This is a genomic window from Aquimarina sp. AU58, from assembly GCF_900312745.1.
GTDB lineage: Bacteria > Bacteroidota > Bacteroidia > Flavobacteriales > Flavobacteriaceae > Aquimarina > Aquimarina spinulae.
Window position 1 is genome coordinate 314,452 of record NZ_OMPD01000008.1, and the last position, 23,507, is coordinate 337,958.

The following is a 23,507-nucleotide window of genomic DNA, read 5'->3' on the forward strand; positions in this document are numbered from 1 at the left end:
ATCTATTACTATGAGAACATTAATTTTAGCTGGACTTGCAGTACTAAGTACTATAACTTTAACAGCACAAAATGCAGAAGAACGAGGTTTGCAAATTGCCAAAGCAGCAGATCAGGCAGATCAAGGTTTCAATAGTTCTGTTGTAAACCTAAAAATGACACTAAAAAATAAAAATGGGCAAACCAGTGAACGGTTATTAATTACCCGAACTTTAGAACAAACAACAGATGGAGATAAATCGTTGATTGTTTTTAATAGCCCAAAAGATGTGAAAGGAACCTCGACATTAACTTTTACTCATAAAATTGGGGCAGATGATCAATGGCTATTCTTACCTTCGATAAAAAGGGTAAAAAGAATATCTTCTAACAATAAATCTGGCCCTTTTGTAGGTAGCGAATTTGCATATGAGGATCTTTCTTCGCAAGAAGTAGAAAAATACGGTTATAAATTTCTGGAAGAAAAAGGAAATTTATTAATCGTAGAACAAGATCCTGTTGATCCTAAATCTGGGTATACAAGACGTATTGTTACTTACAATAAAGATAAAGGATATCGAATAGAAAAGGTTGAATTCTATGATCGCAAAAATTCACTGCTAAAAACACTTAACTATAGTGATTATAAATTATATAAAGGGCAATTCTGGAGAGCATTAACTCTTCATATGGTAAATCACCAAAGTAATAAAGAAACCGTATTAAAATTTAGTGATTATAATTTTGAGGCAGCACTTGCCGATGAAGATTTTACGCAAGTTGCTCTAAAACGGGCAGGGCGATAAATCTAAATAAATGAAATACACAAGGCTCAGTTTGTTATATCCTATAGTAATTCTTTTGGTTACTGGATTTTTATTGTTATCACGACCTGGTCTTGTGTTTTCCCTTATGCAAAGTAATACCACATACCCATCTGAACTTGCAAATTTATTGGGAATGATTTTTTTAGGATTTGAGTTTTCGATGATTCTTATTTATAAGTATCAGGTTCAAAAAATATACAAATGAACCATAGTAATACGGATCTTTTTTAGCCTTTGCTTAATCAGATCGTATTACGCATATCAAAACCCGCTTTTTATTGCTTTACTTTTTATCATCCTTATTGGAGTATTGATCACAGTTCTTGGTCTGGTTAAAGATCAGGAAATAAAAAAACGAATACATGAAGATTAAATTTATCTATTGTATAATTCTGCTACTATGCATTGGTAATACAATATATGCTCAAAACGAAAAACCTAAAAAGGTAAATCACGATTTTGAGTTAGAATTAGAAGGAGAATATCGCTATTTCTATGATAATGCTCTTTTTGAAGATCAGGAAGATCATTTTCCTTCTCTGGCAATACGACCAGAATATAAAGCCGAATGGAATGCCGGATATGAAAGTATTAACTTTAAAGGTTTTTTTAGGCTAGACGTTGATGATGAACGAACCCATTGGGATATACGTGAACTATATTATCAAAAAGCTAAAAAAAACTGGGAATTTAACCTCGGGCTTAAAAAGGTCTATTGGGGTGTCGCCGAAAGTAATCACTTGGTAGATATCATTAATCAAACCGATGCTGTTGAAACTTTTGACGGTGAGGAGAAATTAGGACAACCTATGGCTCAGTTTACATGGATTACTGAGAAATTTGGAACTTTTGATTTCTTTTATCTCCCCTATCATCGTAAACGTGCTTTCTCTGGCAAAAAAGGAAGATTACGGTTCCCGGTAGTAATTGATAAAGATGATCTGGGATATGAAAGCAGTGCCAAAGAATGGAGACAGGATGTTGCTTTTCGCTGGAAACATTATTTTGATATTTTTGATATCGGCATCTCTCATTTTTATGGAACCGGCAGAGAACCTCTTTTTGTATTTGATACCACAGGAAATATCAACGCTTTTTACCCGGTAATACATCAAACTGGTTTAGATCTGCAGATTACCCATGATGCTTTTCTATGGAAACTAGAATCTATTTATCGTACTGCGGATGCTCAGGAGTTCTTTGCTATGGTAGCCGGTCTCGAGTATACATTCTCTAATATCGATGGAAATGGACTTGATATAGGCGTTCTGGGTGAGTATTTGTATGATGAGCGAGACGAACTAGCCTTAAATGCATTACAAAATGATGTATTCTTCGGAAGTCGTATTGCTTTTAATGACACTCAGGATACATCAATATTAATTGGAGGAATTGCCGATCTAGAATCTAGCACCACAATTTTTAGTCTCGAAGCTTCAAGGCGTTTTGGTAGTAGCTGGACTGCAGCAATTGAAGCCCGTATTTTTAATGAAATTGATGATGGTGAATTGATCTTATCGAATTTTAGAGAAGATAGTTTTTTTAGAATCTCTATTTCTAAATATTTCTAAAAAAACAAAAACCGTATAAATGAAAAAGCCATCCCTAGTTAACAGGATGGCTTTTATAAAAAGTTCAAAGCTTATCTATAACTAATTCTTAGTACAGGTAGTTTAAAGCAGTTCTATCTCTGTTACTAAACTCTCCATCTTCACTTCCATCGAAACAAGAGATCATAATAGAATCTGTATCTAAACCACTTTGTCCCCACTGATTAGCAGTAGGAGTTCCTGGAATATGAATAGCTCCTATACCAGCAGACCCTTCATTACTATTATCACATCTTCTTCGAGCATAATCAGTATGTCTGAATCCTAAACAGTGTCCCATTTCATGACCCATTAAATGCTCCATAGCATTATTACTTAAACTGTTACTACCTGCATTAATTTGAATCCACTTATATGGTCTTCCTCCACTAGGAAAACCTGCAGATCCTCCTGCACCCGAAGAACCATTATTATATACTACCATATCAGCACTGGTAGATGCAGCAAAAGATAGACTGAAACTTAGTGTATTATTTAATGCATTATAATTATTAACAGCCCACTGAAGTCCTGTACGCATTTTACTAGTTAAAGCATACCCAGATCCTGTATACCCAATAATACTAATATTTCTATTACCACTAGACACAAGGTTATTGGTTCTGTATTGCTTATTCCCATTTTCTATTTCTGCCAGTTTTTGTTCTGCCAATTTATTAATTGCCAAAATAAGATCGCTAGATTGTATAGCTTCTTCTACTGACCCATCTGGATGTTTTACCGTTACATATTCTGCTCCAAAATCGTTAACTCCTGCATCATGCAATGCCTGAATATGAGCTTTTGAAAGTTGCTCTGTAACAGCTTCTGGTTGTGTCTCGTTAGAAACTTCTTTTTTTTCGCAAGATGTTGTAAATCCTGCAACGATAGCGCAAAGCGCTAATACTTTGATTTTTTTCATTTTAATTAAGTTGAATTTGTGTAGTTATTAAAAACTAAAAATAGAGTAGTTATGCTCTATTTTAAATACAATTATGTAGAAAGCTTTGAACTTTTCTAAATTTTTGCGGTTTGAAGATATGATATTTTTTTGGAAAAATTAGTTAATTTTTTAAACTATTTATTACAAATACGGTAAAACCGTAGGATTCTTCTAATAAAAATACAAAAAAGGCAATTTTTAAATAACATAAAAAATCGATCAAATGCACAATTCTTATACTTTCTTAATATGTTAACAAGGTGTTAAAACAAGAGATGAATAGGGATGTTAAAGAAAACTTAATTAAGTATTAGAAGCACGAGATGAAGAAAGTTTTTTCCTACATATCATAAAGTTTAAGTTTTAAAAAATGATAGTTTAAATATTTAACAAAAATTAAAAAAACATGTTCATATAAAACAACTATAATATCAAACCTATTCTTAGTGACACAATTTAAGGTATAAAAAAAGTCCATAATATGGACTTATAATGTTATAAAACGAAAAATTTTAATCTATATTCGATTACACAATCTCTGCACTAAGACCTGCATCTAATAATTTAGAACACCGTGGTACTAATTCTTCATAAACACCTGTTTTTACAGTACATTTCCCTTTATAGTGCACTAACATAGCACATTGCTCTGCTTGTACTGGTGTATGTTCACAAGTATAAATAAGAGTTTCTATAACATGATCAAATGTATTTACATCATCATTGTACAAAACAATCTCGCTATTGCTTTGATCAACAGATTTTTCTAAAACTTCTTCTAAAACTTTCTCCTGGGTACTCATAAGGGGGTAATTGTTTTATGCAAATATAATAACTTAGAGTATTATATGCATTAATTAAAAGATTATTTTAACTCATAAGACGCTGCTATCCAATTATTTCTATTAAAATTTTCTATAAAATTAAGACGATTCTTTGTACATTCTTCTGTAATCATATCTAAATCTTCTTTATAAAACCCGCTCAAAAACAACTTACCCTTGGGGTTTAAAGATTTTACATATTGTTGAATATCATTTAGTAATATATTGCGATTGATATTAGCAATAATAACATCATAGCTTTTTCCTGATAAAAGTGAGGCATCACCCTCATATGCAATAATATCTTCGCAATTATTACGCTCTACGTTTTCTACAGTATTTAAATAACACCAATTATCAATATCAATAGCATCTGTAGGTCCGGCACCTCTCATTTTAGCAAGAATTGCCAAAACCCCAGTACCGCATCCCATATCTAATACTGTTTTATCATTTAAGTCAGTTTTCAAAATATGTTGGATCATCATATGTGTAGTCTCATGATGCCCTGTACCAAAAGACATTTTGGGTTCGATAATAATATCATATTTTGTATTCGGTTTTTCATGAAAAGGCGCTCTTACACTACAAGTATCATCTACAACAATGGGATTAAAGTTCTTTTCCCATTCTTTGTTCCAGTTTATTTGCTCTATTTCTTCGATGGTATATTCTATATCAAACTCTCCAGAGTTTAAGACATAAACACCTTCCAAAATATTCTCTTCCCAATCTATACTTTGAATAAAAGCATTAACTCCGTTCTCGGTCTCTACAAAGCTTTCGAATCCAACATATCCCAATTCTGCAATTAATATTTCTGTAGCCGGTTGTAGTGGTGAGACCTTAAAATAATACCCAATGTATTTTGTATTTGACATACTAATCTTTAATTATTTTGCAAAGTTACTCTTTTACTTTAATGCCGACATCAAAAGTAAGTTTTAAAAAAAAGCACCCCATCTTGCCATGGAGTGCTTTTATGCATTCTGTTAATTCTTAAATAGCATTTACTATTGCAGAAAAATTTTCTGCATCTAATGAAGCTCCTCCTATTAATCCTCCATCTACATCAGTTTTTGCAAAAATTTCCTGAGCATTATTAGGTTTTACACTTCCACCGTATAAAATAGAAACCTCATCGGCAGTTTCCTGATCATAAGTATTCGCTATGGTTTTTCTTATAAACGCGTGCATTTCCTGAGCTTGTTCTGGAGATGCGGTTTCTCCTGTTCCTATTGCCCAAACTGGTTCGTATGCAAGGATTACATTTTTCCAGTTTGCTTTATTAATATGAAAAAGACCATTTTTTAATTGCTGTTCTACAACAGAGAAATGATTATCACTTTTTCGATCTTGCAATTCTTCTCCAAAACAGAAAATTATAGTCATCTCATGTTGTAATGCTGTATTAACTTTATGAGCTAGTAATTGATCTGTTTCTCCAAAATAAGCTCTGCGCTCACTATGTCCCAAAATTACAGTCTCTACTCCAATACTTTTAAGCATATCTGCAGAAATTTCTCCTGTATACGCACCATTTTCTGCTTCATGCATATTTTGCGCAGCAACAGTAATTTCTGAGGATTTTAAAACTTCAGTTGCACTATACAGATTAGTAAATGTAGGTGCTACAATAATTTCTGTTTCAGACGATACCTTAAGTTTGGTTGTTAACTCAGATAGCAATGTCTTGGTTTCTGCCAGATTCTTATTCATTTTCCAGTTTCCGGCTACAATTTTTTTTCTCATTAATTTAAAATTTATGTTTTTGGTTAATAGTGTGGTTATATATTACATTAGGAGTTATTAATAACTCAAACCCTAATTCTGGGGTCAAGCCATCCATAGATAATATCGACAAATATATTGATTAGTATAAACATAGTAGCAATCACCAATACGGCTCCCATTATGATAGGAAGATCCAATGTGTTTAGAGCATCTACAATCTCTTTACCTAATCCGTTCCATCCAAATATATATTCTACAAATACTGCTCCGGCCAGCATAGATGCAAACCATCCTGAAATTGCAGTAACAACTGGGTTTAATGAGTTTTTTAATGCATGTTTTCTTATCACCTGAAACATCGAAAGCCCTTTTGCCTTTGCCGTACGAATATAATCCTGCCCCATCACCTCGAGTAATGAATTACGCATGAGTTGAGAAACAACAGCAAGTGGTCGAATCCCCAATACTATTGCAGGAAGAATTAGGTTTTTCCATTGGATATAACTTCCTTCTCCAAAATCATCGACTTCATATAAACTACCTGTCATATTTAAATTGGTAAATTCCTGTAACACATATCCAAACAACCAGGCAAAAATAATTGCACTAAAAAAAGAAGGAACACTCATTCCTAAAGTACTTAACAACTGAATCATTTTATCCGGCCATTGGTCCTTGGTCAAGGCACCTATAATTCCCAATAAAATCCCAATAATGATGGCAATACATATAGCAGAGATTGCCAAAACCGCTGTATTTGGTAACGTTTCCTTAATTACCTCACTTACTTTTTTACCACTTTTTTGAAAAGATTCTCTTAAATATGGAAATTTAAGTATTGTAGCAACATCACCTATCTTAAATAACTGGTTCCCATTATATTTTTTAGTGTCGAAATATGAAAAATCATCAGGGTTTGTACTGTGAAATGATATAGGAGAAAGATCATTTATATAATATAAATATTGCTTTGATAATGGTTTATCAAAACCATATTTCTTCCTCACATTTTTCAACTGTTCTTCGGTCTCATTTTGCCCGAGCATCATCTGAGCAGGATCACCGGGAAGAATTGTAAATAATAAAAAAATAACAGTCACCACTCCCAATAAAGTAAGCAAAGCATATCCTATTTTACTGATGAGATACCCTGCCATTATTGATTAAAGTTTTCTTTTATTTTTTTTACTTCTTCTAGTGTATACATTTTGTAAGGAACACCTAAGAGGCGTTCGCTATATTCTTCTATTGTTTCAGTAAAACCAGCTTCTTTTCTTCTTTCATTTACAGATTCTGGATCTTTAATCGGCCATATCAAAGGAATTGGTGTTTTGCTGTTAGAATTTAATCTTGTGCCTTGTGTACCATAAATCTGCTCTAATTCTTGCTGCATTAGGTGTCGATCTTCCATCATTGCTACCGATGCCATATCCAGCTCTCCTTTTTCTCCAGCTTCTTTTATAAGAGGTAAATATGCTCCTATCTTATCTGAATGCTGAATTACTAACCAAGCCGCTATATTTGTCCCTTCGCCAACCAAAGTTTTACCAGGATAGCCATACTTTTTAAAAACTTCTTCTATAAATATTGTATTGGTACTATCTATTATTTTTTGTTCTTCCCAGGAAATTTCTCCAGAACTTCTTCCGTCCTGATCCAGCTTCATAATACTATCTAACTGTGCTTTTAGTAGTACATTAATCTTAGGTTTTGAACGCTCTACTTTTTCCAGGTTAAGTTTCTCTGCATCATTCCAGTGTAACTTTTTTACTATAGTTCCTTTTTTAAGTTTTACAATCCCCGGGTTAGATCGCAATATAGTTTTTAAGGCTGTTTCGTCTGTAGTATAAAAATCAAAATCAACACCATATTGTTGTTGTACCTGTGCTATATCTTTTGGTGTAGAAGCGGTAAGACCTATCACATCATATCCTTGAGATATAGCTTTATTGGTTATTTCTTTAACTGCATAGAAGCCTTCTGCTTCACTTTTAGATAAGTTATACGCTACTATTAATATCAGGTTTTCTCTTTCGAGAAATTCTGCTGTATAATCTATATCATTTTTTTCTATTGCAAAGTCATGAATTGGAGGTTCATATCCTTCGTCTACTGTTTTGGTTTCAACTTCGATAAATTTACCGTCTACTTTGGGGTAATCTCCACTTGTGGTAATAATTTTCTCCTCTCCGTTAACATTAAATTTCCAGTGATAAGCAAACTCTGCTTTTGGAGCTCCTTCTGGCACTTCCATCCCTTCCTGGATATTAACTCCTTCTTTATATGCTCTAAAATCAAAAGCTGGTAAATGCATTAAAACATAATACGCAAAGGCTAAACAAGCCGTAAAAGTTGCAAAAACAACCCATTTATGTGCTGCAAGAGGTTTAAGCGGTGTTATATACTTTTTTCCAAAGAACAATATCAATATTAAAACCAGTAAAATTACATCTTTGGTAAAGGATTCCCATGGAGTTAACGGTAATGCATCACCAAAACATCCACAATCTGTAACTTTATTAAAATACGCCGAATAAAAGGTAAGAAACGTAAAAAAGGCAATCATTAATAACAATGACCATACTGTAAATTTTGGCAAGTATCCCAATAACAATGTAATACCTAATACGATTTCAAAAATCACCAAAAAAATCGCTATTAATAAAGCAAAGGGGATTAAAAATTCTAAGTTCAGTACACCTTCACCAAAATATTCCTGAAGCTTGTATGAAAACCCAACAGGGTCATTAAGTTTTATAAACCCTGAAAACAGAAAAAGTGCTGCTACAAATATTCTTGAGAAAGAAACCAATATTTTCATCTACGTATATATTTATTTTTTCAAAAAGCCAATAGAACCAATGTAACACCTATTTTGATTACCTGTTCTTTATATGTTGACCATAATATTTTAGTATAATTTGCACAAGATAATATGATTAATTCTTGTTCCTTTTAGTTTAACAGTATTTTATATATCTATTTATTTGCCTCGCCTAAATGAATCATAGCAAATACTGCATAATTAATCATATCCTGATAATTTGCATCGATACCTTCGCTTACCAACGTTTTTCCTTTATTATCCTCTATCTGTTTTACTCTAAGTAATTTCTGAATAATAAGATCTGTAAGAGAACTCACTCGTAAATCACGCCAGGCTTCTCCATAATCATGATTTTTATTCATCATTAATTCTTTGGTAATCCTAATATGCTTATCATACAACGTAACTGCTTCTTCTGAAGACAAATCAGGTTGTTCTGCAACTCCTTTCTCTAGTTGTATCAAAGCCATTAAACAATAATTAATAATCCCTATAAATTCTGAAACTTCACCTTCATTTACCTTACGTACTTCATTTTCCTGAAGGCTTCTAATGCGTTGTGCTTTAATAAAAATCTGATCGGTTAAGGATGGTAATCTTAGAATTCTCCACGCACTGCCATAATCTATCATCTTTTGATTAAATAGATCTCGACAATTACTAATTATGGTATCATATTGTGTGGATGTATCTTGCATAAAACTGTTGAATTTTGCGTAAATTTCGCTTTAATATGGGAATTAAAAAAATCATATTTAAAGTTTAAAAGCAAAAAACACGAAATGTGACCTCACAATTTTATAAATTCCAACCAAAATATAGGCTTGCCCCTTAAAACAATAATCATAAACAAATGAAATCTCAAAAATGACAATCAATTGTAAAGGCTCATTAATCGATTTATCTACTCCAAAAGTAATGGGTATCCTTAACCTAACTCCTGATTCTTTTTATGATGGAGGGAAATATAAAAATGAAAACGAGATATTAAAACAAACAGAACAAATGCTTATCGAAGGTGCTTCTTTTGTTGATTTAGGTGCCTATTCTTCAAGACCAGAAGCAGATCATATTTCTATTGAAGAAGAAGAAAAAAGAATCCTGCCTATAGTATCATTGTTGCTTAATGAATTTCCTGAAATCTTATTATCTATTGATACATTTAGAAGTGAAATTGCAAAAGCATGTATTGAAGCCGGAGCCGCATTAATTAATGATATTTCTGCCGGAAACCTGGACAAAAACATGATCTCAACGGTTGGTATATTAGGAGTTCCATACATCATGATGCATATGAAAGGAACCCCACAAACTATGAAAACATTAAATCAATATGACAATCTAATTCGTGAAATGAATATATATTTTGCAGAAAAAATTGCAGAAGCAAAAAAATATGGCGTGAATGATATGATTATTGATCCTGGGTTTGGTTTTGCTAAAGACACTCATCAGAATTTCGATCTTTTAAAAAATCTAAAACTCTTAGAGGTACATAATTTACCTATATTAGCTGGGGTTTCTCGAAAATCAATGATATACAAAACACTAAATAGTACTGCGCAAGAAGCACTAAATGGCACTACATCTCTTAATACTATTGCCTTACTTAACGGGGCCTCTATCTTAAGAGTACATGATGTTAAAGAAGCTGTAGAGTGTGTTCATCTGGTAAGTGCATATTCTAATTAGAAACTACCTACAAATGAATCTAACTCATCATTATTTTGAATACGCTGTTTTATACAGCTTTTCAAAACAAGGTTTCACTAATTTTTCTATTTTTACAAAAACACCAGACATTTGGACTTAATAAACCTAAGAATATTAGATATACTTGATATTGTACTTGTTGCCTTGTTATTGTACTATATCTATAAGTTAGTTAAAGGTACTGCAGCTATCAATATTTTTATAGGAATAGTTATGATTTATCTGGTATGGAAACTTACGCAATTCCTTGCCATGGAAATGTTGAGTAGCGTTTTAGGCGAATTTATTGGTGTTGGAATGTTTGCCCTAATTGTAGTTTTTCAACAAGAAATACGAAAATTCCTTTTAATGATTGGTTCTACTAATTTTGGAAGAAGGCGTAAATTTCTCAGGCAATTAAAATTTATTAGAGATGCTCCCGAAGATAGTGTTACCAATGTTACCGCTATTGTAACTGCTTGTAGTGAAATGGCAAAAACTCATACCGGGGCACTTATTGTTATTAAAAGAAATACATCTCTGGATTTTGTTAAAACATCGGGAGATACCATGGATGTCCTTGTAAATACTCCTATAATCGAAAGTATTTTTTATAAAAACAGCCCTCTTCATGATGGAGCCATGATTATAGAAGATAATAGCATAGTAGCCACCCGAGTCATTTTACCAGTTACCAATGATAATAATATGCCTTTACGTTTTGGACTAAGACATCGTGCTGCTGTAGGTATTAGCGAAAAAACTGATGCTTTAGCTCTAGTAGTAAGTGAAGAGACTGGTAAATTATCATATATCAAAAATGGGGAATTTGTGATATTTAAAACAGAAGAAGAGTTAATAGAAAAAATAAAAAGGGATTTAGTTTAATGAATAATTTAATTAGTATTACCAATTGCAAAAATTGCGGACAACAAATTGAAACTCATAATTTTTGTCCCGATTGTGGTGCAAAAAAGATTACAAAACGAATTACTTTTAAAAATCTGATTTCAGAATTTGTTGACCGTTTTTTTAATTTGGATAATTCATTTATTAAAACATTTACTCATTTATTCACAAAACCAGAAGAAGTAATCGATGGCTATATTCACGGGCTTAGAAAACGATATGTAAATGCTTTTGGATATTTTGCTATTACCATAACAATTACTGGAATTTATGCTTTTATAGTAAAAGACAGATTAAAAGAAATTATGCAGTTTAACGATAATTTCACTGCACAGCAAGCTGAAATACAAAGTTCAATATTTGACACCACTACCCAATACCAATCCATGCTAAATTTTTTAATGATTCCTTTACTAGCTTTATTATCCCGGCTGGTTTTTTTGAATTATAAAAAATATAATTTAACAGAGCATTTTGTAATCTACCTATATGGTTACTCTCATATTGTAGGGATCATGACATTTGTTTTACTACCGCTAACATTCATGGTAGATAGTTTCATAATTGTAGGTTTGGTACAGTTCCCGATATACATATTTTATATGGCCTATGTTTTAAAGAGGCTTTATCAAATTAACTTGAAGAAAATCCTGATCAAAACACTACTGTTTCTTATCTACGGCGGAATACTATACGTTATTATAGGGTTGGTGATTTTTTTACTAATGGTTCTATCGGGAGCAATAGAAATTCCTACTAAATAAGCATAACAAACTGCTTACTCGGTTACATCTGCAAATTGCACTTCGTATAAATTTCTGTAATACCCCTTCTCTATTTGGAGTAATTCATTATGGTTCCCTTGTTCTACAATTTTACCTTGATCCATTACAATAATTTTATCTGCTTTTTTAATAGTCGCTAATCGATGGGCAATAACAATAGAAGTTCTTCCTTTGGTAATTTTGTTTGTTGCGTTCTGAATCAATTGTTCACTATGTGAATCTATCGATGATGTAGCTTCATCTAGCACTAAAATACCTGGATTAGTAACATAAGCTCTTAAAAAAGAAATAAGCTGCCGTTGTCCCGAAGAAAGCATAGCCCCTCTTTCTTTCACATTATAGTTATACCCATCTGGAAGACTCATGATAAAATCATGAATTCCTATCTCTTTTGCAGCTTGATACACCTGTTCTTCTAAAATATCTCCATTATTTAAAGTAATATTATTAAGAATCGTATCTGCAAATAAAAACACATCCTGAAGCACCACTGCAATATGGTTTCTCAATGATTTTAACTCAATAGTTTTAATATCGATATCGTCGATAGAAATCACTCCGCCACCTATTTCATAAAACCTGCTAAGCAAATTAATAATAGTAGATTTTCCCGCTCCTGTTGCTCCTACTATTGCTACTGTTTCTCCTGCTTCAACATTAAAAGAGATTCCTTTTAATACTTCTTCATTTTCGATATAGCTAAATCGTACATCATCAAATGTAATTTTACCTTTTATCTTTTCTAATAACTGCGTACCATTATTCTCAATTTTAGAATCTGTATCCAAAATGGCAAACACACGATTAGCAGCTACCATTCCCATTTGTAGTGTATTAAATTTATCTGCTATCTGCCGTAAGGGTCTAAACAAAATTTGAGAGAGCTGGATAAATGCAATAACCAGTCCCAGAGTGACCTCATCTCCTTGTGCAGCTTTTAATCCTCCAAACCAAACAATCAACCCTATGGTTATAGAGCTGGACATCTCTGCAATAGGAAAAAATATAGAGTTATACCAAACAGTTTTTATCCAACCTTTTTTATGTTTTTCATTAATTTCTTTAAAATTAGAGTATTCAATTTCTTCTCGTGTAAACAATTGAACGATCTTCATTCCTGTAATTCGTTCCTGTACAAATGAATTAAGATTAGAAACCTGGGTTCTTACTTCCTCAAAAGCCACTTTCATCTTTTGCTGAAAAATTCGCGTAGCATAGACAACCAGAGGCAACACAACAAATACCAGCAATGCAAGTTGCCAACTCTGGTAGAGCATATAACATAAAATTGCTAGCATTTTTAACAGATCACTTATAATCATAAACAACCCCTGGCTAAAAATACTGGCTATAGTTTCGATATCACTTACAGCCCGAGTCACCAATCTACCTACAGCAGACTGATCATAATATTGTTTTTTAAAACCAAGCATATGCTCAAACAATTTCACTCTAATATCCCTAATTACTTCTTGCCCTAACCAGTTAGCAAAGTAGATAAACAAGAATTGGGTGATCACATCCAGAAACAAAACTCCCAGCATTAGGCAAATAAAATAAACCAATAGCTCGCCATCTTTAGGAATAATAGTTCTGTCTATTGTCTCTCTAAGTAAATATGGATTAACAATAGACAAGATAGCCAACAAAATAGCCGAAAAACCTACAAAATAAAAAGTCAGTCGGTAAGGATTAGTATATGTAATCAACCGTCTGAAAAGTTTAAAATCAAAAGCTTTACCACTCTTTTCTGCCATCTATATTGTATATATATTATTAGGGTATTCTACAGCTGTTAAGTAAAGCCCATGAGCAGGAACCGAATATCCGGCCTGACTCCGATCTTCACTTTTAATAATAGCTATTAAATCCTCATTATTTAATTTATGTTCTCCAATCTCGATAAGTGTCCCCACAATTGCTCTAACCATATTTCTAAGAAAACGATTGGCCGAAATCTTAAAAACTAATTGATTACCATGATTTTCCCAGGTTGCATTTGTGATTGTACAATTATACGTTTTTACATCGGTTTTGGACTTACTAAAGCATTTAAAATTAGTATAGTTTAACAGTAATTTAGCAGCTTCATTCATTAAATCCACATCCAATGGTTTTTTTAAATAATAAGATTTATGAATACTAAAAGGGTCTTTTATTAATGTAACATGATACTCATACGACCTACTTACTGCATCAAACCTGGCATGAGCATTTTGGTGCACACGACATACATTCTGGATTGCAATTTCTGCCGGTAAAATTGCATTAAGTTTATATTTAAATTGATCTGTATCTAGTATATCTCTGCAATCAAAATGAGCCATAATTTGTTTTGCATGAACACCTGTATCTGTTCTTCCTGCTCCAACCACATCAATTTTATCGCGTAAAATAGTAGATAACGAACTCTCAAGAACTTCCTGCACAGAAATTGCATTAGGTTGTCGTTGCCATCCATGATATGGAGTTCCGTTATATGAAAGCTCTAAAAAATATTTCATTCTACTCGCATCTATTATTTTCAATACAATTTCTTTACTTAGATTCTGTAGCTTATTTCAACAATATTCTATTTTTGTATAAAAACTAAGCGCAAATATACTTTATAAAACAGAGATAGGGGTTATGGTTTCGTTCCTGTTTTTCTATTGTACAATAACTCAATTTTATTATTCGATTTTGAAAAAAATACTTCTACTTAGCGATACCCATAGTTATATTGATTCCCGCATATTGCATTATGTTAATGAAGCCGACGAAATTTGGCATGCTGGAGATATTGGTGATCTTAAAGTGACCGATGCTATCGAAGCTTTAAAACCTCTTAGGGCCGTATATGGAAACATAGATGATGATAAAGCCCGGGCTACCTATCCTTTACACCAAAGATTTAATTGCGAAGGAGTCTCTGTATGGATCACTCACATAGGAGGGTACCCTCCTAAATACAATATAAACACTCGAGATGAGATTAAATCAAACCCACCTCAATTATTTATCTGCGGTCATTCACATATTCTAAAAGTAATACCCGATAAAAAAAACGGGGTATTACATATGAATCCCGGCGCAGCAGGCAAACATGGGTTTCACAAAGTAAGAACAATGCTCAGGTTTACACTAGATTCTGGTAATATCGAAAATCTGGAAGTAATCGAATTAGGAAAAAAATAAAACCCGGAGTTGGCATACTCCGGGTTTTAACGCACTAATACTACTAAGATTTTAGGTTTATCGTAATCGGTCTACAGATTTTACAAGATTCTCATCCTTCTTAATAGCCTTATTGGCCATTACTAATAAAACGATAGAAATAACAGGAATGATCATCCCAATACCTTTCTCTGAAACCTGAGTTTCTCCAGATACCGTTAGTGACCAATAAACAAATACTCCTAGTAAAATAAAGTTTAATAAGATATTGATACGCCCCAATACAAATTGAAGCTTTCTATTTTTAAATAAAAAAATCGAAATCAGAGATAAAATCGCTGATCCCAAAAACATTCCTAAAAGAAATAATTCTCCTTTAGCATAAAGTGCTACACCATTAGCATCTATCCCGTAAGGTAAATACATACAAAGCCCTCCAGAAACTGCAGCAGCCAATAAAAGGTATATGGTTTGAATTCGTTGTAACATTATTTTTTTTCCTTAGAGAAAAGCAAAAATAAGAGTTTCTTTTTATAAATATGTGTAAAAAATTAAAAATAAAGTCGTATACTTGCAGCACAAAACCTGTAACCTTCTCAACTAAGGTTACTTACCTTCGAAAATAAAATTTTCCTAGATTTCTTCTTTAGAAAATTTATACCTAAAACGTAAAATTATATAACAAATATAAATGTTAGAGATTTCCGAATTAAAAGCAAAAAAGCTTCCTGAATTGCAAGAAATTGCAAAAAACCTTAATGTACCTAAGTTTCGTACCTTAAAAAAATTAGATTTAGTATATCAAATACTAGATTATCAAGCCACAAATCCTAATAAGGTAAAGCAAGTCGTAGCTGAGGATATTTCAGAAAAAACAGATTCTGAAAAACCTAAACCCAATGCTCGCCAAAGAAGGCCCCGTGCTCGCAAACCAGACGGACCTACAAATCCTGCCAAAAAAGACAACAAAGCTCCTAAAGAACAAAAAAGCGAAGTGACTAAACCACTTCCTTCAGAGGAAACTGTTTCTAAAGAGAAAGAAAACACCGATAAAAAAAACAAACCTCACCAAAATAGAGACGATAAAAAGGATAATCGAAACAGAGGTAATGACAAGTCTCAACAAAATAAATCTCGAAGTAACAATCCTAATAACGCTAATAAAAAGGAGAACGGAAATCGAGACAATAGAAATCGATATAAAGAACCAGATTTTGAGTTTGATGCCATAATCGAAAGTGAAGGTGTATTAGACATTATGCAAGATGGGTATGGCTTTTTAAGATCTAGTGACTACAACTATCTTTCTTCTCCAGATGACATCTATGTATCACAATCGCAAATCAGACTTTTTGGACTTAAAACAGGTGATACTGTATTAGGACAAGTAAGACCTCCTAAAGAAGGTGAAAAATATTTCCCCCTTATTAAGGTAAATAAAATCAACGGTCTTGATCCACAAGTAGTTCGCGATAGAGTTTCTTTTGAGCATTTGACTCCCCTATTTCCGCAAGAAAAATTTAATATTGCAGAAAGACAAAGTACAATCTCTACCAGGATAATGGATTTATTTGCTCCTATCGGAAAAGGACAACGTGGTATGATAGTATCACAACCTAAAACAGGTAAGACCATGTTACTTAAGGATGTTGCTAATGCTATTGCAGCAAATCATCCCGAAGTATACCAAATGATCCTTCTTATAGATGAAAGACCAGAAGAAGTTACAGATATGCAGCGTAATGTAAAAGGAGAAGTAATTGCTTCTACCTTTGACAAAGAAGCTAACGAGCATGTAAAAGTAGCTAACATTGTATTGGAAAAAGCAAAAAGATTAGTAGAGTGTGGTCATGACGTAGTCATTCTATTAGATTCAATCACAAGACTAGCCAGAGCATACAACACTGTACAACCCGCTAGTGGAAAAATATTAAGTGGTGGTGTAGATGCTAATGCTTTACACAAACCAAAACGTTTCTTTGGTGCTGCACGTAATATAGAAAATGGAGGTTCATTAACTATTATCGCAACAGCATTAACAGAAACAGGTTCTAAAATGGATGAAGTAATCTTTGAAGAATTCAAAGGAACTGGTAACATGGAACTACAATTAGATCGTAAAATCTCTAATCGTAGAATTTTCCCTGCTATTGACCTTACATCTTCTAGTACTCGTCGAGATGACATTCTATTAGACGAAACAACTATCCAAAGAATGTGGGTAATGCGAAAATATCTTGCAGATATGAATCCAGTAGAAGCAATGGAATTTATTAATGAACGTTTTAAGCAAACAAGAAATAATGACGAGTTCCTTATTTCTATGAACGGATAACAATACATTTATAATAAATAACAAAGGCGGCTATCAATTAATATTGATAGCCGCCTTTGCTTTATCATATTATTTTATCATTTTAATACATAAACTGAAAGTTTTCTAAGAAGAAATTGACCAAGTATTAAAACTTAATATATCATGAAAAATATACTATATATAATATGGAGTGCCGTTTTATTATTCTCGAGCTGCCAAAGCAATAGTCAATCAGTTAATAATAAAAAAGAAGTCACAAAAAACGAAAACATCACACCAGTGAGAGTTAAACCTGTCGACGGTATAGAAAGAGCTTATTTTGCCAGTGGATGTTTTTGGTGTGTCGAAGCTATTTACGAAAGCGTAAAAGGTGTTAAAGAATCTATCTCTGGCTACTCAGGAGGTCATACCAAAAACCCAACATACCAATCAAGCAATACCGGACGAACAGGACATGCCGAAGTCGTAGAGATCATTTATGACCCAAAAATGGTTTCTTTTTCAACTTTGGTAGATGTATATTTTGGATCACAAAATCCAACACAGGTTAATGGTCAAGGCCCAGATCATGGCTCACAATACAGATCGATTATCTTTTACCAAAACGAAGAGCAGAAAAAAATAATCGAAGACAAGAAAGAAGCATTAGGTAAAAAACTAAACCGAAGAATCGCAGCAGAAGTGTTACCTTTTCAAAAATTCTGGAAAGGAGAGGCTTATCATCAGGATTATGAAAAAAGAAATCCAGGCAACCCCTACATACGTAATATATCTGTTCCCAGGTTAAAAAGATTTCAAGCAAAATTCCCTAACCTTATTAAAGAAAAACATTAAAATTAGTTCACACACGAGTTTAAGTATAGGGTATGATATCCCAATTAAAGCGCACAACCCCTTGTTAAACCTATGTTAAAACAAGATAGAACCTTTTACTTATCAAATTAAATATTTTTCACATTTACATATATCTACAACACATGGCTTACAAAACCGACAGTGCTATCTAAAAATCACAATTAAATCGGTTGTATTGTCAAAAAAAATCGTTGAAAAACACAAAATGATGGAAATAAATTGTTATTTTTATTGAAATAAAATGAAAACAAGTTGTGTTTTTCATAATAAAACATTACTTTTGAGTCTGATTTAATGGTTTTCTTTTCAGTATTTTAATCGAAAGTATTGAAGTTTTGCTAGAGCAAAAACACATTAACTTATTGAAAAACAAATCATTACAGATTAAATTGTTCTTTAAAAAATTGTAATTCTTTTAATGTTTATTAGATTGTATTAAAAGAAGAAATTAGAGCTAAAATATTTTTGGCACCTTTTTTGAAGATCGATTTTTGACGGTAAATTATGTTTTTTTATAAATTTTTAATTAAAGAAATAGTAATATTAAATTTGAATTATAACCCAATCTACTTAAAACAAGCGATATGAAGTCTATTTTTACATTTATTCTGCTTTTGGTGATTACTTTCTCGTCTGCTCATGCTCAGGATGGGCAATACTTAATGTCTTCTAATAAATTAGAAGTTCGAAGTGGTCCAGGTCTACAATTTAATACCATCGCCGAGGTTCCTCAAGGAACTCAGGTGTATGTAATGAGCTCTAATTACGGAGAATGGAGTGCAATACAGTTCAAGAAAATGAACGGATTTGTACTTAGTAAGCTATTAACCGAGGATAGCCGAATTGCAGATGCAGAAAGAGCTGCTCAAGAAGCAGCAGCAAAAAGAGAAGCTGCTAAACAAGCAGCAGCACGAGCAATTGCACAGGCAGAAGCTGCCAAAAAAGCTGCAGAAGAAGCAGCAAGAAAAGCAATTGCTGACGCAGAACGTCTAAAAAGAGAAGCAGAAGCAGCTGCAGCAAAAGCTATTGCAGATGCAGAAGCAGCAAAACGATCAAAAGATGTTGCTGCACAACGTGCTCTTGCAGACACAGAAGAAACAAGAAAAGCGGTAGAAGAAGCTAACAGAAGAGCCGCAAGAGGTTCGAATGTAGCCTCTAATCCTATCGAATCTACAACACCATCTTATGGTTCTAGCTCGAATACGAGCTCTCCTAAAGCTGCTTCTATAGAAGTATCTAGAGAAGATAAATACTCTAGCTGGGAGAAAAAGACATATAAGTCTGGTGCAACTCCAAAATCATTTAACTTTAAAGGTAAGTTTGATTATAAGTTAGACAATTACCTGAAAATTAAAGTAGGAAAAAATACAGAAGTTGTTATTAAGATGTACAAAATGGGTAAAACCAAAGCTGATGACCAGTTAGTACGTGTAACCTATATCAACTCTAATACTACTCAGTTTATCAGAAACATTCCAGAGGGAGAATACTTCCTTAAAATTGCATACGGTAAGGAATGGAAAGAAACTACTGAGAATGGTAAAAAATATGGAACTTTTACTAAGAATGCACTATACGAAAAGAGTGAGCAAATCTTAGACTTTAACACCGTTAAAACTTCTAAAGGTATCAACGTTCCTTCGTATAATTTAGCATTAGATCTTCTTCCTAGTGGAGGTGGATATAGTACTGGTAGTGATGATAACATTTCTGCAGATAAATTTAACGAAAACTAAGAATACGATTACATACATTTTATAATCACCAAAATATAAATGTAACATATATAATAAACGCCAGGACTTTATGAGTTCTGGCGTTTATATTATAAATACGATAAGGATTTTTTCGGAAGGAAATTCTTATATAACTAAAAAGCCAGTACATACGATCGTATGTACTGGCTTTTTAGTTATTAATTGTAAATACTATTAGATCAAAGTATTTAAGTGATTAGAAACATCTAAATCGATGATTTCTAACATAGTATAGAAAAATCGCATCGATATCAATCTTTTTTAACACAACATCTAGTTCTTCTTAACACTCTTTATAATTATCGTGCCGGATATCTATTTTTTAGTTCAAAAAACAAATCAAAATTATTTATTATTTTGATGTCTTTCTCTTGCTAATAATGTGTTTTTAAGCAACATCGCTATTGTCATTGGCCCTACTCCTCCTGGCACCGGAGTAATAAAAGATGCTTTTTTACTTACATTTTCAAAATCTACATCCCCAACAATCCTATATCCTTTTGGGCTGGATTCATCAGAAACTCTTGTAATTCCAACATCAATAACAACCGCATTTTCTTTCACCATCTCAGCTTTTAAAAAATTAGGAACTCCCAAGGCAGAAATAACAATATCTGCCTGAGCAATAATTTGCTCAATATTTTTAGTATGACTATGGGTTAATGTTACTGTAGAATTACCAGGAGAACCTTTTCTTCCCATTAAGATACTAATAGGCCTACCCACAATATGACTTCTACCAATTACTACAGTATGTTTTCCTTTGGTCTCTACATTGTAGCGTTCTAATAATTCTAAAATACCAAACGGTGTAGCAGAAATAAAGGCTGGCATCTCTAGCGCCATTCTTCCAAAATTCATGGGATGAAAACCATCTACATCCTTATCAGGGTGTACCGCTAAAAGTATCTTTTGTTCATCAATCTGAGGAGGTAATGGCAATTGCACTATAAAACCATCGATATTATCATCTTCATTAAGTTCTTTAATCTTAGCTAACAGTTCTATTTCACTGGTAGTATCTGGCATTTTTACTAAAGTAGATTCAAAACCTATTCGTTCACAAGCCCTAACTTTACTACCCACATAGGTTAAACTAGCACCGTCATTACCCACTAAAACCGCTGCAAGATGTGGCACTTTTTCACCACGTTCTTTCATTTTCTGAACTTCAACAGCTATTTCATCTTTAATATCGTTGCTTACTTTTTTTCCATCTAATATTTCCATGTGCCTAAATTACCTGTTATTTCCCAAAAAATTATAATTATTTCATTTTACCCATCATCTGCATCATTCGTTTTCCACCGCCACCTTGCATCATTTTCATCATCTTACTCATCTGATCAAATTGCTTTAACAATTGATTTACTTGTTGTATCGATGTCCCCGAACCTTTACCAATTCGTTTCTTTCTGCTAGAATTTATAATTTGTGGCTTTGATCGTTCTTCTGGTGTCATAGAATGTATAATCGCCTCAATATGCCTAAACGCATCATCATCGATATCCATATTTTTCATCATTTTCCCTGCTCCTGGGATCATTCCGATCAAATCCTTCATATTACCCATTTTCTTAATCTGCTGAATTTGCTTTAAGAAATCATCAAATCCGAACTGATTTTTGGCAATTTTCTTTTGTAGTTTTCTAGCTTCTTCTTCATCAAACTGTTCTTGAGCACGCTCTACCAGAGACACCACATCTCCCATCCCCAAAATACGATCTGCCATACGAGAAGGATAGAATACATCGATAGCTTCCATTTTCTCCCCGGTACCAATAAATTTAATAGGTTTATCAACAACCGATTTTATTGATATTGCTGCTCCACCTCGAGTATCACCATCAAGCTTAGTTAGAATTACTCCATCAAAGTTAAGTACATCATTAAAAGCTTTTGCAGTATTAACAGCATCCTGCCCTGTCATAGAATCAACAACAAATAAGGTTTCATTAGGAGTAACTGCTTTATGGATATTTGCTATCTCTGTCATCATCACCTCGTCTACAGCCAAACGCCCTGCGGTATCAATAATAACCACATTAAACCCATTTGCTTCTGCATGTGCTACACCAGCTTTGGCAATAGCAACCGGGTCATTATTGCCTCTATCACTAAAAACCTCTACGTTAATCTGCTCTCCAACTACGTGCAATTGATCTATCGCCGCAGGTCTATATACATCACAAGCAACAAGAAGCGGTTTTTTAGTTTTTTTAGTAGCAAGAAAGTTAGCAAGTTTTCCCGAAAAAGTAGTTTTACCAGAACCTTGTAATCCCGACATCAAAATAACAGATGGTTTACCTGATAAATCAACCTCTACAACATCACCTCCCATCAATTCTGTTAATTCATCCTTGACAAGTTTTACCATCAACTGCCCTGGTTTAAGGCTTTTTAAAACATTTTGACCTAATGCTTTTTCTTTTACTGTTGAAGTAAATTCTTTAGCAATTTTATAATTTACATCGGCATCAACTAATGCTCTTCGCACCTCCTTAAGTGTCTCTGCAACATTTACTTCTGTTATCTGCCCATGACCTTTTAGAATATGTAAAGCTTTATCTAGCTTATCACTTAAATTATCAAACATATATTTTCTCGTATTTTGAAAACACTATCTTCATCGATAGATCGGTGCAAATTTAAGGATTTGAAGTGTATAAATAAAGGATGGAATTATAGAATTACAGAATCACAATCAAACAATACAGTATCACATGTAGTTTTGCATCACCAAAGACAAGATCAGTATACGATTTCACACATTGTTTTACCTTAAAAACTAAAAATCATTTACATACTATGATTCGGTTTTAGATATTAGTTTTTAGAGATGTTTTACGCCGCTATAACTTATTACTTCCTCTCCTCCAACTACTTTTGAAGCATTTTTAATAATTTCGAAGCCATTTTTCTGGAAAAACGAACGGGTTAACATATTAACCTGCGTAGTTAATGTTTTGATATTCGTTTCTTTTGCTATTTCTTCGATAGTACGATACAATTCACTGGCAATACCTCGCCCATGATAATTCATATGAACAAATATATACTCAATATTTCCTTTTGGGTCCATAGAAAAAGAACCTACAATTTCACCATTTAGCTTAGCATTATAAATAAAGTCTTTACTAAATTTATTTTGCCAATATGCTTTGTTTATGGCCAATCGAGAGTAAATTTTAATTTCTGATTTTGTAAATACCATAGAGCCATACGTAATAACCGTTTGATAAAACAAATGTTGCATCAACGGTAAATCCTGGTCGGTTGCTCTTGATATTTGGCACTTCATCTTACTAAAATAA

At 33.0% G+C, this 23,507-nt stretch carries 22 protein-coding genes; 9 read left to right on the forward strand and 13 right to left on the reverse strand.

Annotated features, from left to right (window positions below; translation table 11 throughout):
• The first annotated feature begins 10 nt into the window (after positions 1 to 10).
• Entirely contained in the window at positions 11 to 784 is a 774-nt protein-coding gene (locus DK441_RS05785) for an outer membrane lipoprotein-sorting protein (RefSeq protein ID WP_109097897.1), read from the forward strand.
• 383 nt (positions 785 to 1,167) lie between these two features.
• Positions 1,168 to 2,376, forward strand: coding sequence for a hypothetical protein (locus DK441_RS05790; RefSeq protein ID WP_109097898.1), 1,209 nt, complete (start codon positions 1,168 to 1,170; stop codon positions 2,374 to 2,376).
• A gap of 88 nt (positions 2,377 to 2,464) precedes the next feature.
• Here the strand turns inward: DK441_RS05790 and DK441_RS05795 are convergent, their stop codons facing one another.
• The 7 genes from DK441_RS05795 to DK441_RS05825 all read right to left on the reverse strand — a co-directional run bounded on the left by DK441_RS05795 (position 2,465) and on the right by DK441_RS05825 (position 9,420).
• On the reverse strand, positions 2,465 to 3,316 hold the full coding sequence (locus DK441_RS05795) for a M57 family metalloprotease (protein WP_109097899.1): 852 nt from the start codon (positions 3,314 to 3,316) through the stop codon (positions 2,465 to 2,467).
• A gap of 548 nt (positions 3,317 to 3,864) precedes the next feature.
• Positions 3,865 to 4,140 carry an ATP-dependent Clp protease adaptor ClpS gene (locus tag DK441_RS05800; RefSeq protein WP_024770828.1) on the reverse strand — a complete coding sequence of 92 codons (276 nt, stop codon included), beginning with the start codon at positions 4,138 to 4,140 and terminating at the stop codon, positions 3,865 to 3,867.
• Positions 4,141 to 4,202: 62 nt separating this feature from the next.
• Positions 4,203 to 5,042 (reverse strand): 50S ribosomal protein L11 methyltransferase, encoded by an 840-nt coding sequence (gene prmA, locus DK441_RS05805; protein ID WP_109097900.1) that lies wholly within the window; start codon positions 5,040 to 5,042, stop codon positions 4,203 to 4,205.
• Positions 5,043 to 5,160: 118 nt separating this feature from the next.
• Positions 5,161 to 5,913, reverse strand: coding sequence for a triose-phosphate isomerase (gene tpiA / locus DK441_RS05810; protein ID WP_109097901.1), 753 nt, complete (start codon positions 5,911 to 5,913; stop codon positions 5,161 to 5,163).
• Between the two features lie 65 nt (positions 5,914 to 5,978).
• On the reverse strand, positions 5,979 to 7,052 hold the full coding sequence (locus tag DK441_RS05815) for an ABC transporter permease (RefSeq protein WP_109097902.1): 1,074 nt from the start codon (positions 7,050 to 7,052) through the stop codon (positions 5,979 to 5,981).
• Complete coding sequence (locus DK441_RS05820; RefSeq protein WP_109097903.1) at positions 7,052 to 8,716, reverse strand: BT_3928 family protein; 1,665 nt, start codon at positions 8,714 to 8,716, stop codon at positions 7,052 to 7,054. The genes DK441_RS05815 and DK441_RS05820 overlap by 1 nt, the downstream gene beginning before the upstream one ends.
• Before the next feature lie 158 nt (positions 8,717 to 8,874).
• The gene (locus DK441_RS05825; RefSeq protein ID WP_025666488.1) at positions 8,875 to 9,420 is read right to left on the reverse strand and encodes a DUF1599 domain-containing protein; all 546 of its coding nucleotides are present in this window, start codon (positions 9,418 to 9,420) and stop codon (positions 8,875 to 8,877) included.
• 169 nt (positions 9,421 to 9,589) lie between these two features.
• Here DK441_RS05825 and folP point away from each other — a divergent pair, with 169 nt between their 5' ends.
• From folP to DK441_RS05840, 3 genes are all read left to right on the forward strand, one after another.
• Entirely contained in the window at positions 9,590 to 10,414 is an 825-nt protein-coding gene (gene folP / locus DK441_RS05830) for a dihydropteroate synthase (protein ID WP_109097904.1), read from the forward strand.
• Positions 10,415 to 10,525: 111 nt separating this feature from the next.
• Positions 10,526 to 11,302: a diadenylate cyclase gene (locus DK441_RS05835; protein WP_109097905.1), complete on the forward strand. Its 777-nt coding sequence runs from the start codon at positions 10,526 to 10,528 to the stop codon at positions 11,300 to 11,302.
• Positions 11,302 to 12,087 (forward strand): DUF3667 domain-containing protein, encoded by a 786-nt coding sequence (locus tag DK441_RS05840; RefSeq protein ID WP_109097906.1) that lies wholly within the window; start codon positions 11,302 to 11,304, stop codon positions 12,085 to 12,087. The genes DK441_RS05835 and DK441_RS05840 overlap by 1 nt, the downstream gene beginning before the upstream one ends.
• Before the next feature lie 14 nt (positions 12,088 to 12,101).
• Here the strand turns inward: DK441_RS05840 and DK441_RS05845 are convergent, their stop codons facing one another.
• Both DK441_RS05845 and truA read right to left on the reverse strand, forming a co-directional pair.
• Positions 12,102 to 13,865, reverse strand: coding sequence for an ABC transporter ATP-binding protein (locus DK441_RS05845; protein WP_109097907.1), 1,764 nt, complete (start codon positions 13,863 to 13,865; stop codon positions 12,102 to 12,104).
• Positions 13,866 to 14,612, reverse strand: coding sequence for a tRNA pseudouridine(38-40) synthase TruA (gene truA / locus DK441_RS05850; protein WP_109097908.1), 747 nt, complete (start codon positions 14,610 to 14,612; stop codon positions 13,866 to 13,868).
• A 178-nt stretch (positions 14,613 to 14,790) separates the two neighbouring features.
• Here truA and DK441_RS05855 point away from each other — a divergent pair, with 178 nt between their 5' ends.
• Positions 14,791 to 15,285: a metallophosphoesterase gene (locus tag DK441_RS05855; RefSeq protein WP_034243905.1), complete on the forward strand. Its 495-nt coding sequence runs from the start codon at positions 14,791 to 14,793 to the stop codon at positions 15,283 to 15,285.
• 57 nt (positions 15,286 to 15,342) lie between these two features.
• Here the strand turns inward: DK441_RS05855 and DK441_RS05860 are convergent, their stop codons facing one another.
• Positions 15,343 to 15,753 (reverse strand): DUF4293 domain-containing protein, encoded by a 411-nt coding sequence (locus DK441_RS05860; RefSeq protein ID WP_034243903.1) that lies wholly within the window; start codon positions 15,751 to 15,753, stop codon positions 15,343 to 15,345.
• A gap of 202 nt (positions 15,754 to 15,955) precedes the next feature.
• On the opposite strand from DK441_RS05860, the gene rho reads away from it, so the two are divergent.
• The 3 genes from rho to DK441_RS05875 all read left to right on the forward strand — a co-directional run bounded on the left by rho (position 15,956) and on the right by DK441_RS05875 (position 20,172).
• On the forward strand, positions 15,956 to 17,599 hold the full coding sequence (gene rho, locus DK441_RS05865) for a transcription termination factor Rho (RefSeq protein WP_025666480.1): 1,644 nt from the start codon (positions 15,956 to 15,958) through the stop codon (positions 17,597 to 17,599).
• Positions 17,600 to 17,743: 144 nt separating this feature from the next.
• Positions 17,744 to 18,415, forward strand: a complete 672-nt coding sequence (gene msrA / locus DK441_RS05870; protein ID WP_109097909.1) for a peptide-methionine (S)-S-oxide reductase MsrA — start codon at positions 17,744 to 17,746, stop codon at positions 18,413 to 18,415.
• Positions 18,416 to 19,020: 605 nt separating this feature from the next.
• Positions 19,021 to 20,172, forward strand: coding sequence for an SH3 domain-containing protein (locus DK441_RS05875; RefSeq protein WP_025666478.1), 1,152 nt, complete (start codon positions 19,021 to 19,023; stop codon positions 20,170 to 20,172).
• A 366-nt stretch (positions 20,173 to 20,538) separates the two neighbouring features.
• Here DK441_RS05875 and DK441_RS05880 read toward each other — a convergent pair whose 3' ends face one another.
• The 3 genes from DK441_RS05880 to DK441_RS05890 all read right to left on the reverse strand — a co-directional run bounded on the left by DK441_RS05880 (position 20,539) and on the right by DK441_RS05890 (position 23,494).
• Positions 20,539 to 21,423 carry a bifunctional 5,10-methylenetetrahydrofolate dehydrogenase/5,10-methenyltetrahydrofolate cyclohydrolase gene (locus DK441_RS05880; protein WP_109097910.1) on the reverse strand — a complete coding sequence of 295 codons (885 nt, stop codon included), beginning with the start codon at positions 21,421 to 21,423 and terminating at the stop codon, positions 20,539 to 20,541.
• Between the two features lie 37 nt (positions 21,424 to 21,460).
• On the reverse strand, positions 21,461 to 22,789 hold the full coding sequence (gene ffh / locus DK441_RS05885) for a signal recognition particle protein (RefSeq protein ID WP_074408983.1): 1,329 nt from the start codon (positions 22,787 to 22,789) through the stop codon (positions 21,461 to 21,463).
• Positions 22,790 to 23,026: 237 nt separating this feature from the next.
• On the reverse strand, positions 23,027 to 23,494 hold the full coding sequence (locus DK441_RS05890; RefSeq protein ID WP_025666475.1) for a GNAT family N-acetyltransferase: 468 nt from the start codon (positions 23,492 to 23,494) through the stop codon (positions 23,027 to 23,029).
• Between the last annotated feature and the right edge of the window lie 13 nt (positions 23,495 to 23,507).

Excerpts from the sequence above, each read along its gene's own strand:
- folP (WP_109097904.1), top strand. The coding sequence starts at position 9,590 with ATGACAATCAATTGTAAAGGCTCATTAATCGATTTATCTACTCCAAAA.
- DK441_RS05825 (WP_025666488.1), bottom strand. The coding sequence starts at position 9,420 with ATGCAAGATACATCCACACAATATGATACCATAATTAGTAATTGTCGA.
- rho (WP_025666480.1), top strand. The coding sequence starts at position 15,956 with ATGTTAGAGATTTCCGAATTAAAAGCAAAAAAGCTTCCTGAATTGCAA.
- DK441_RS05815 (WP_109097902.1), bottom strand. The coding sequence starts at position 7,052 with ATGGCAGGGTATCTCATCAGTAAAATAGGATATGCTTTGCTTACTTTA.
- msrA (WP_109097909.1), top strand. The coding sequence starts at position 17,744 with ATGAAAAATATACTATATATAATATGGAGTGCCGTTTTATTATTCTCG.
- DK441_RS05875 (WP_025666478.1), top strand. The coding sequence starts at position 19,021 with ATGAAGTCTATTTTTACATTTATTCTGCTTTTGGTGATTACTTTCTCG.
- DK441_RS05800 (WP_024770828.1), bottom strand. The coding sequence starts at position 4,140 with ATGAGTACCCAGGAGAAAGTTTTAGAAGAAGTTTTAGAAAAATCTGTT.
- DK441_RS05795 (WP_109097899.1), bottom strand. The coding sequence starts at position 3,316 with ATGAAAAAAATCAAAGTATTAGCGCTTTGCGCTATCGTTGCAGGATTT.
- DK441_RS05785 (WP_109097897.1), top strand. The coding sequence starts at position 11 with ATGAGAACATTAATTTTAGCTGGACTTGCAGTACTAAGTACTATAACT.
- tpiA (WP_109097901.1), bottom strand. The coding sequence starts at position 5,913 with ATGAGAAAAAAAATTGTAGCCGGAAACTGGAAAATGAATAAGAATCTG.
- DK441_RS05890 (WP_025666475.1), bottom strand. The coding sequence starts at position 23,494 with ATGAAGTGCCAAATATCAAGAGCAACCGACCAGGATTTACCGTTGATG.
- DK441_RS05790 (WP_109097898.1), top strand. The coding sequence starts at position 1,168 with ATGAAGATTAAATTTATCTATTGTATAATTCTGCTACTATGCATTGGT.
- ffh (WP_074408983.1), bottom strand. The coding sequence starts at position 22,789 with ATGTTTGATAATTTAAGTGATAAGCTAGATAAAGCTTTACATATTCTA.
- DK441_RS05860 (WP_034243903.1), bottom strand. The coding sequence starts at position 15,753 with ATGTTACAACGAATTCAAACCATATACCTTTTATTGGCTGCTGCAGTT.
- prmA (WP_109097900.1), bottom strand. The coding sequence starts at position 5,042 with ATGTCAAATACAAAATACATTGGGTATTATTTTAAGGTCTCACCACTA.
- truA (WP_109097908.1), bottom strand. The coding sequence starts at position 14,612 with ATGAAATATTTTTTAGAGCTTTCATATAACGGAACTCCATATCATGGA.
- DK441_RS05845 (WP_109097907.1), bottom strand. The coding sequence starts at position 13,865 with ATGGCAGAAAAGAGTGGTAAAGCTTTTGATTTTAAACTTTTCAGACGG.
- DK441_RS05880 (WP_109097910.1), bottom strand. The coding sequence starts at position 21,423 with ATGGAAATATTAGATGGAAAAAAAGTAAGCAACGATATTAAAGATGAA.
- DK441_RS05820 (WP_109097903.1), bottom strand. The coding sequence starts at position 8,716 with ATGAAAATATTGGTTTCTTTCTCAAGAATATTTGTAGCAGCACTTTTT.
- DK441_RS05840 (WP_109097906.1), top strand. The coding sequence starts at position 11,302 with ATGAATAATTTAATTAGTATTACCAATTGCAAAAATTGCGGACAACAA.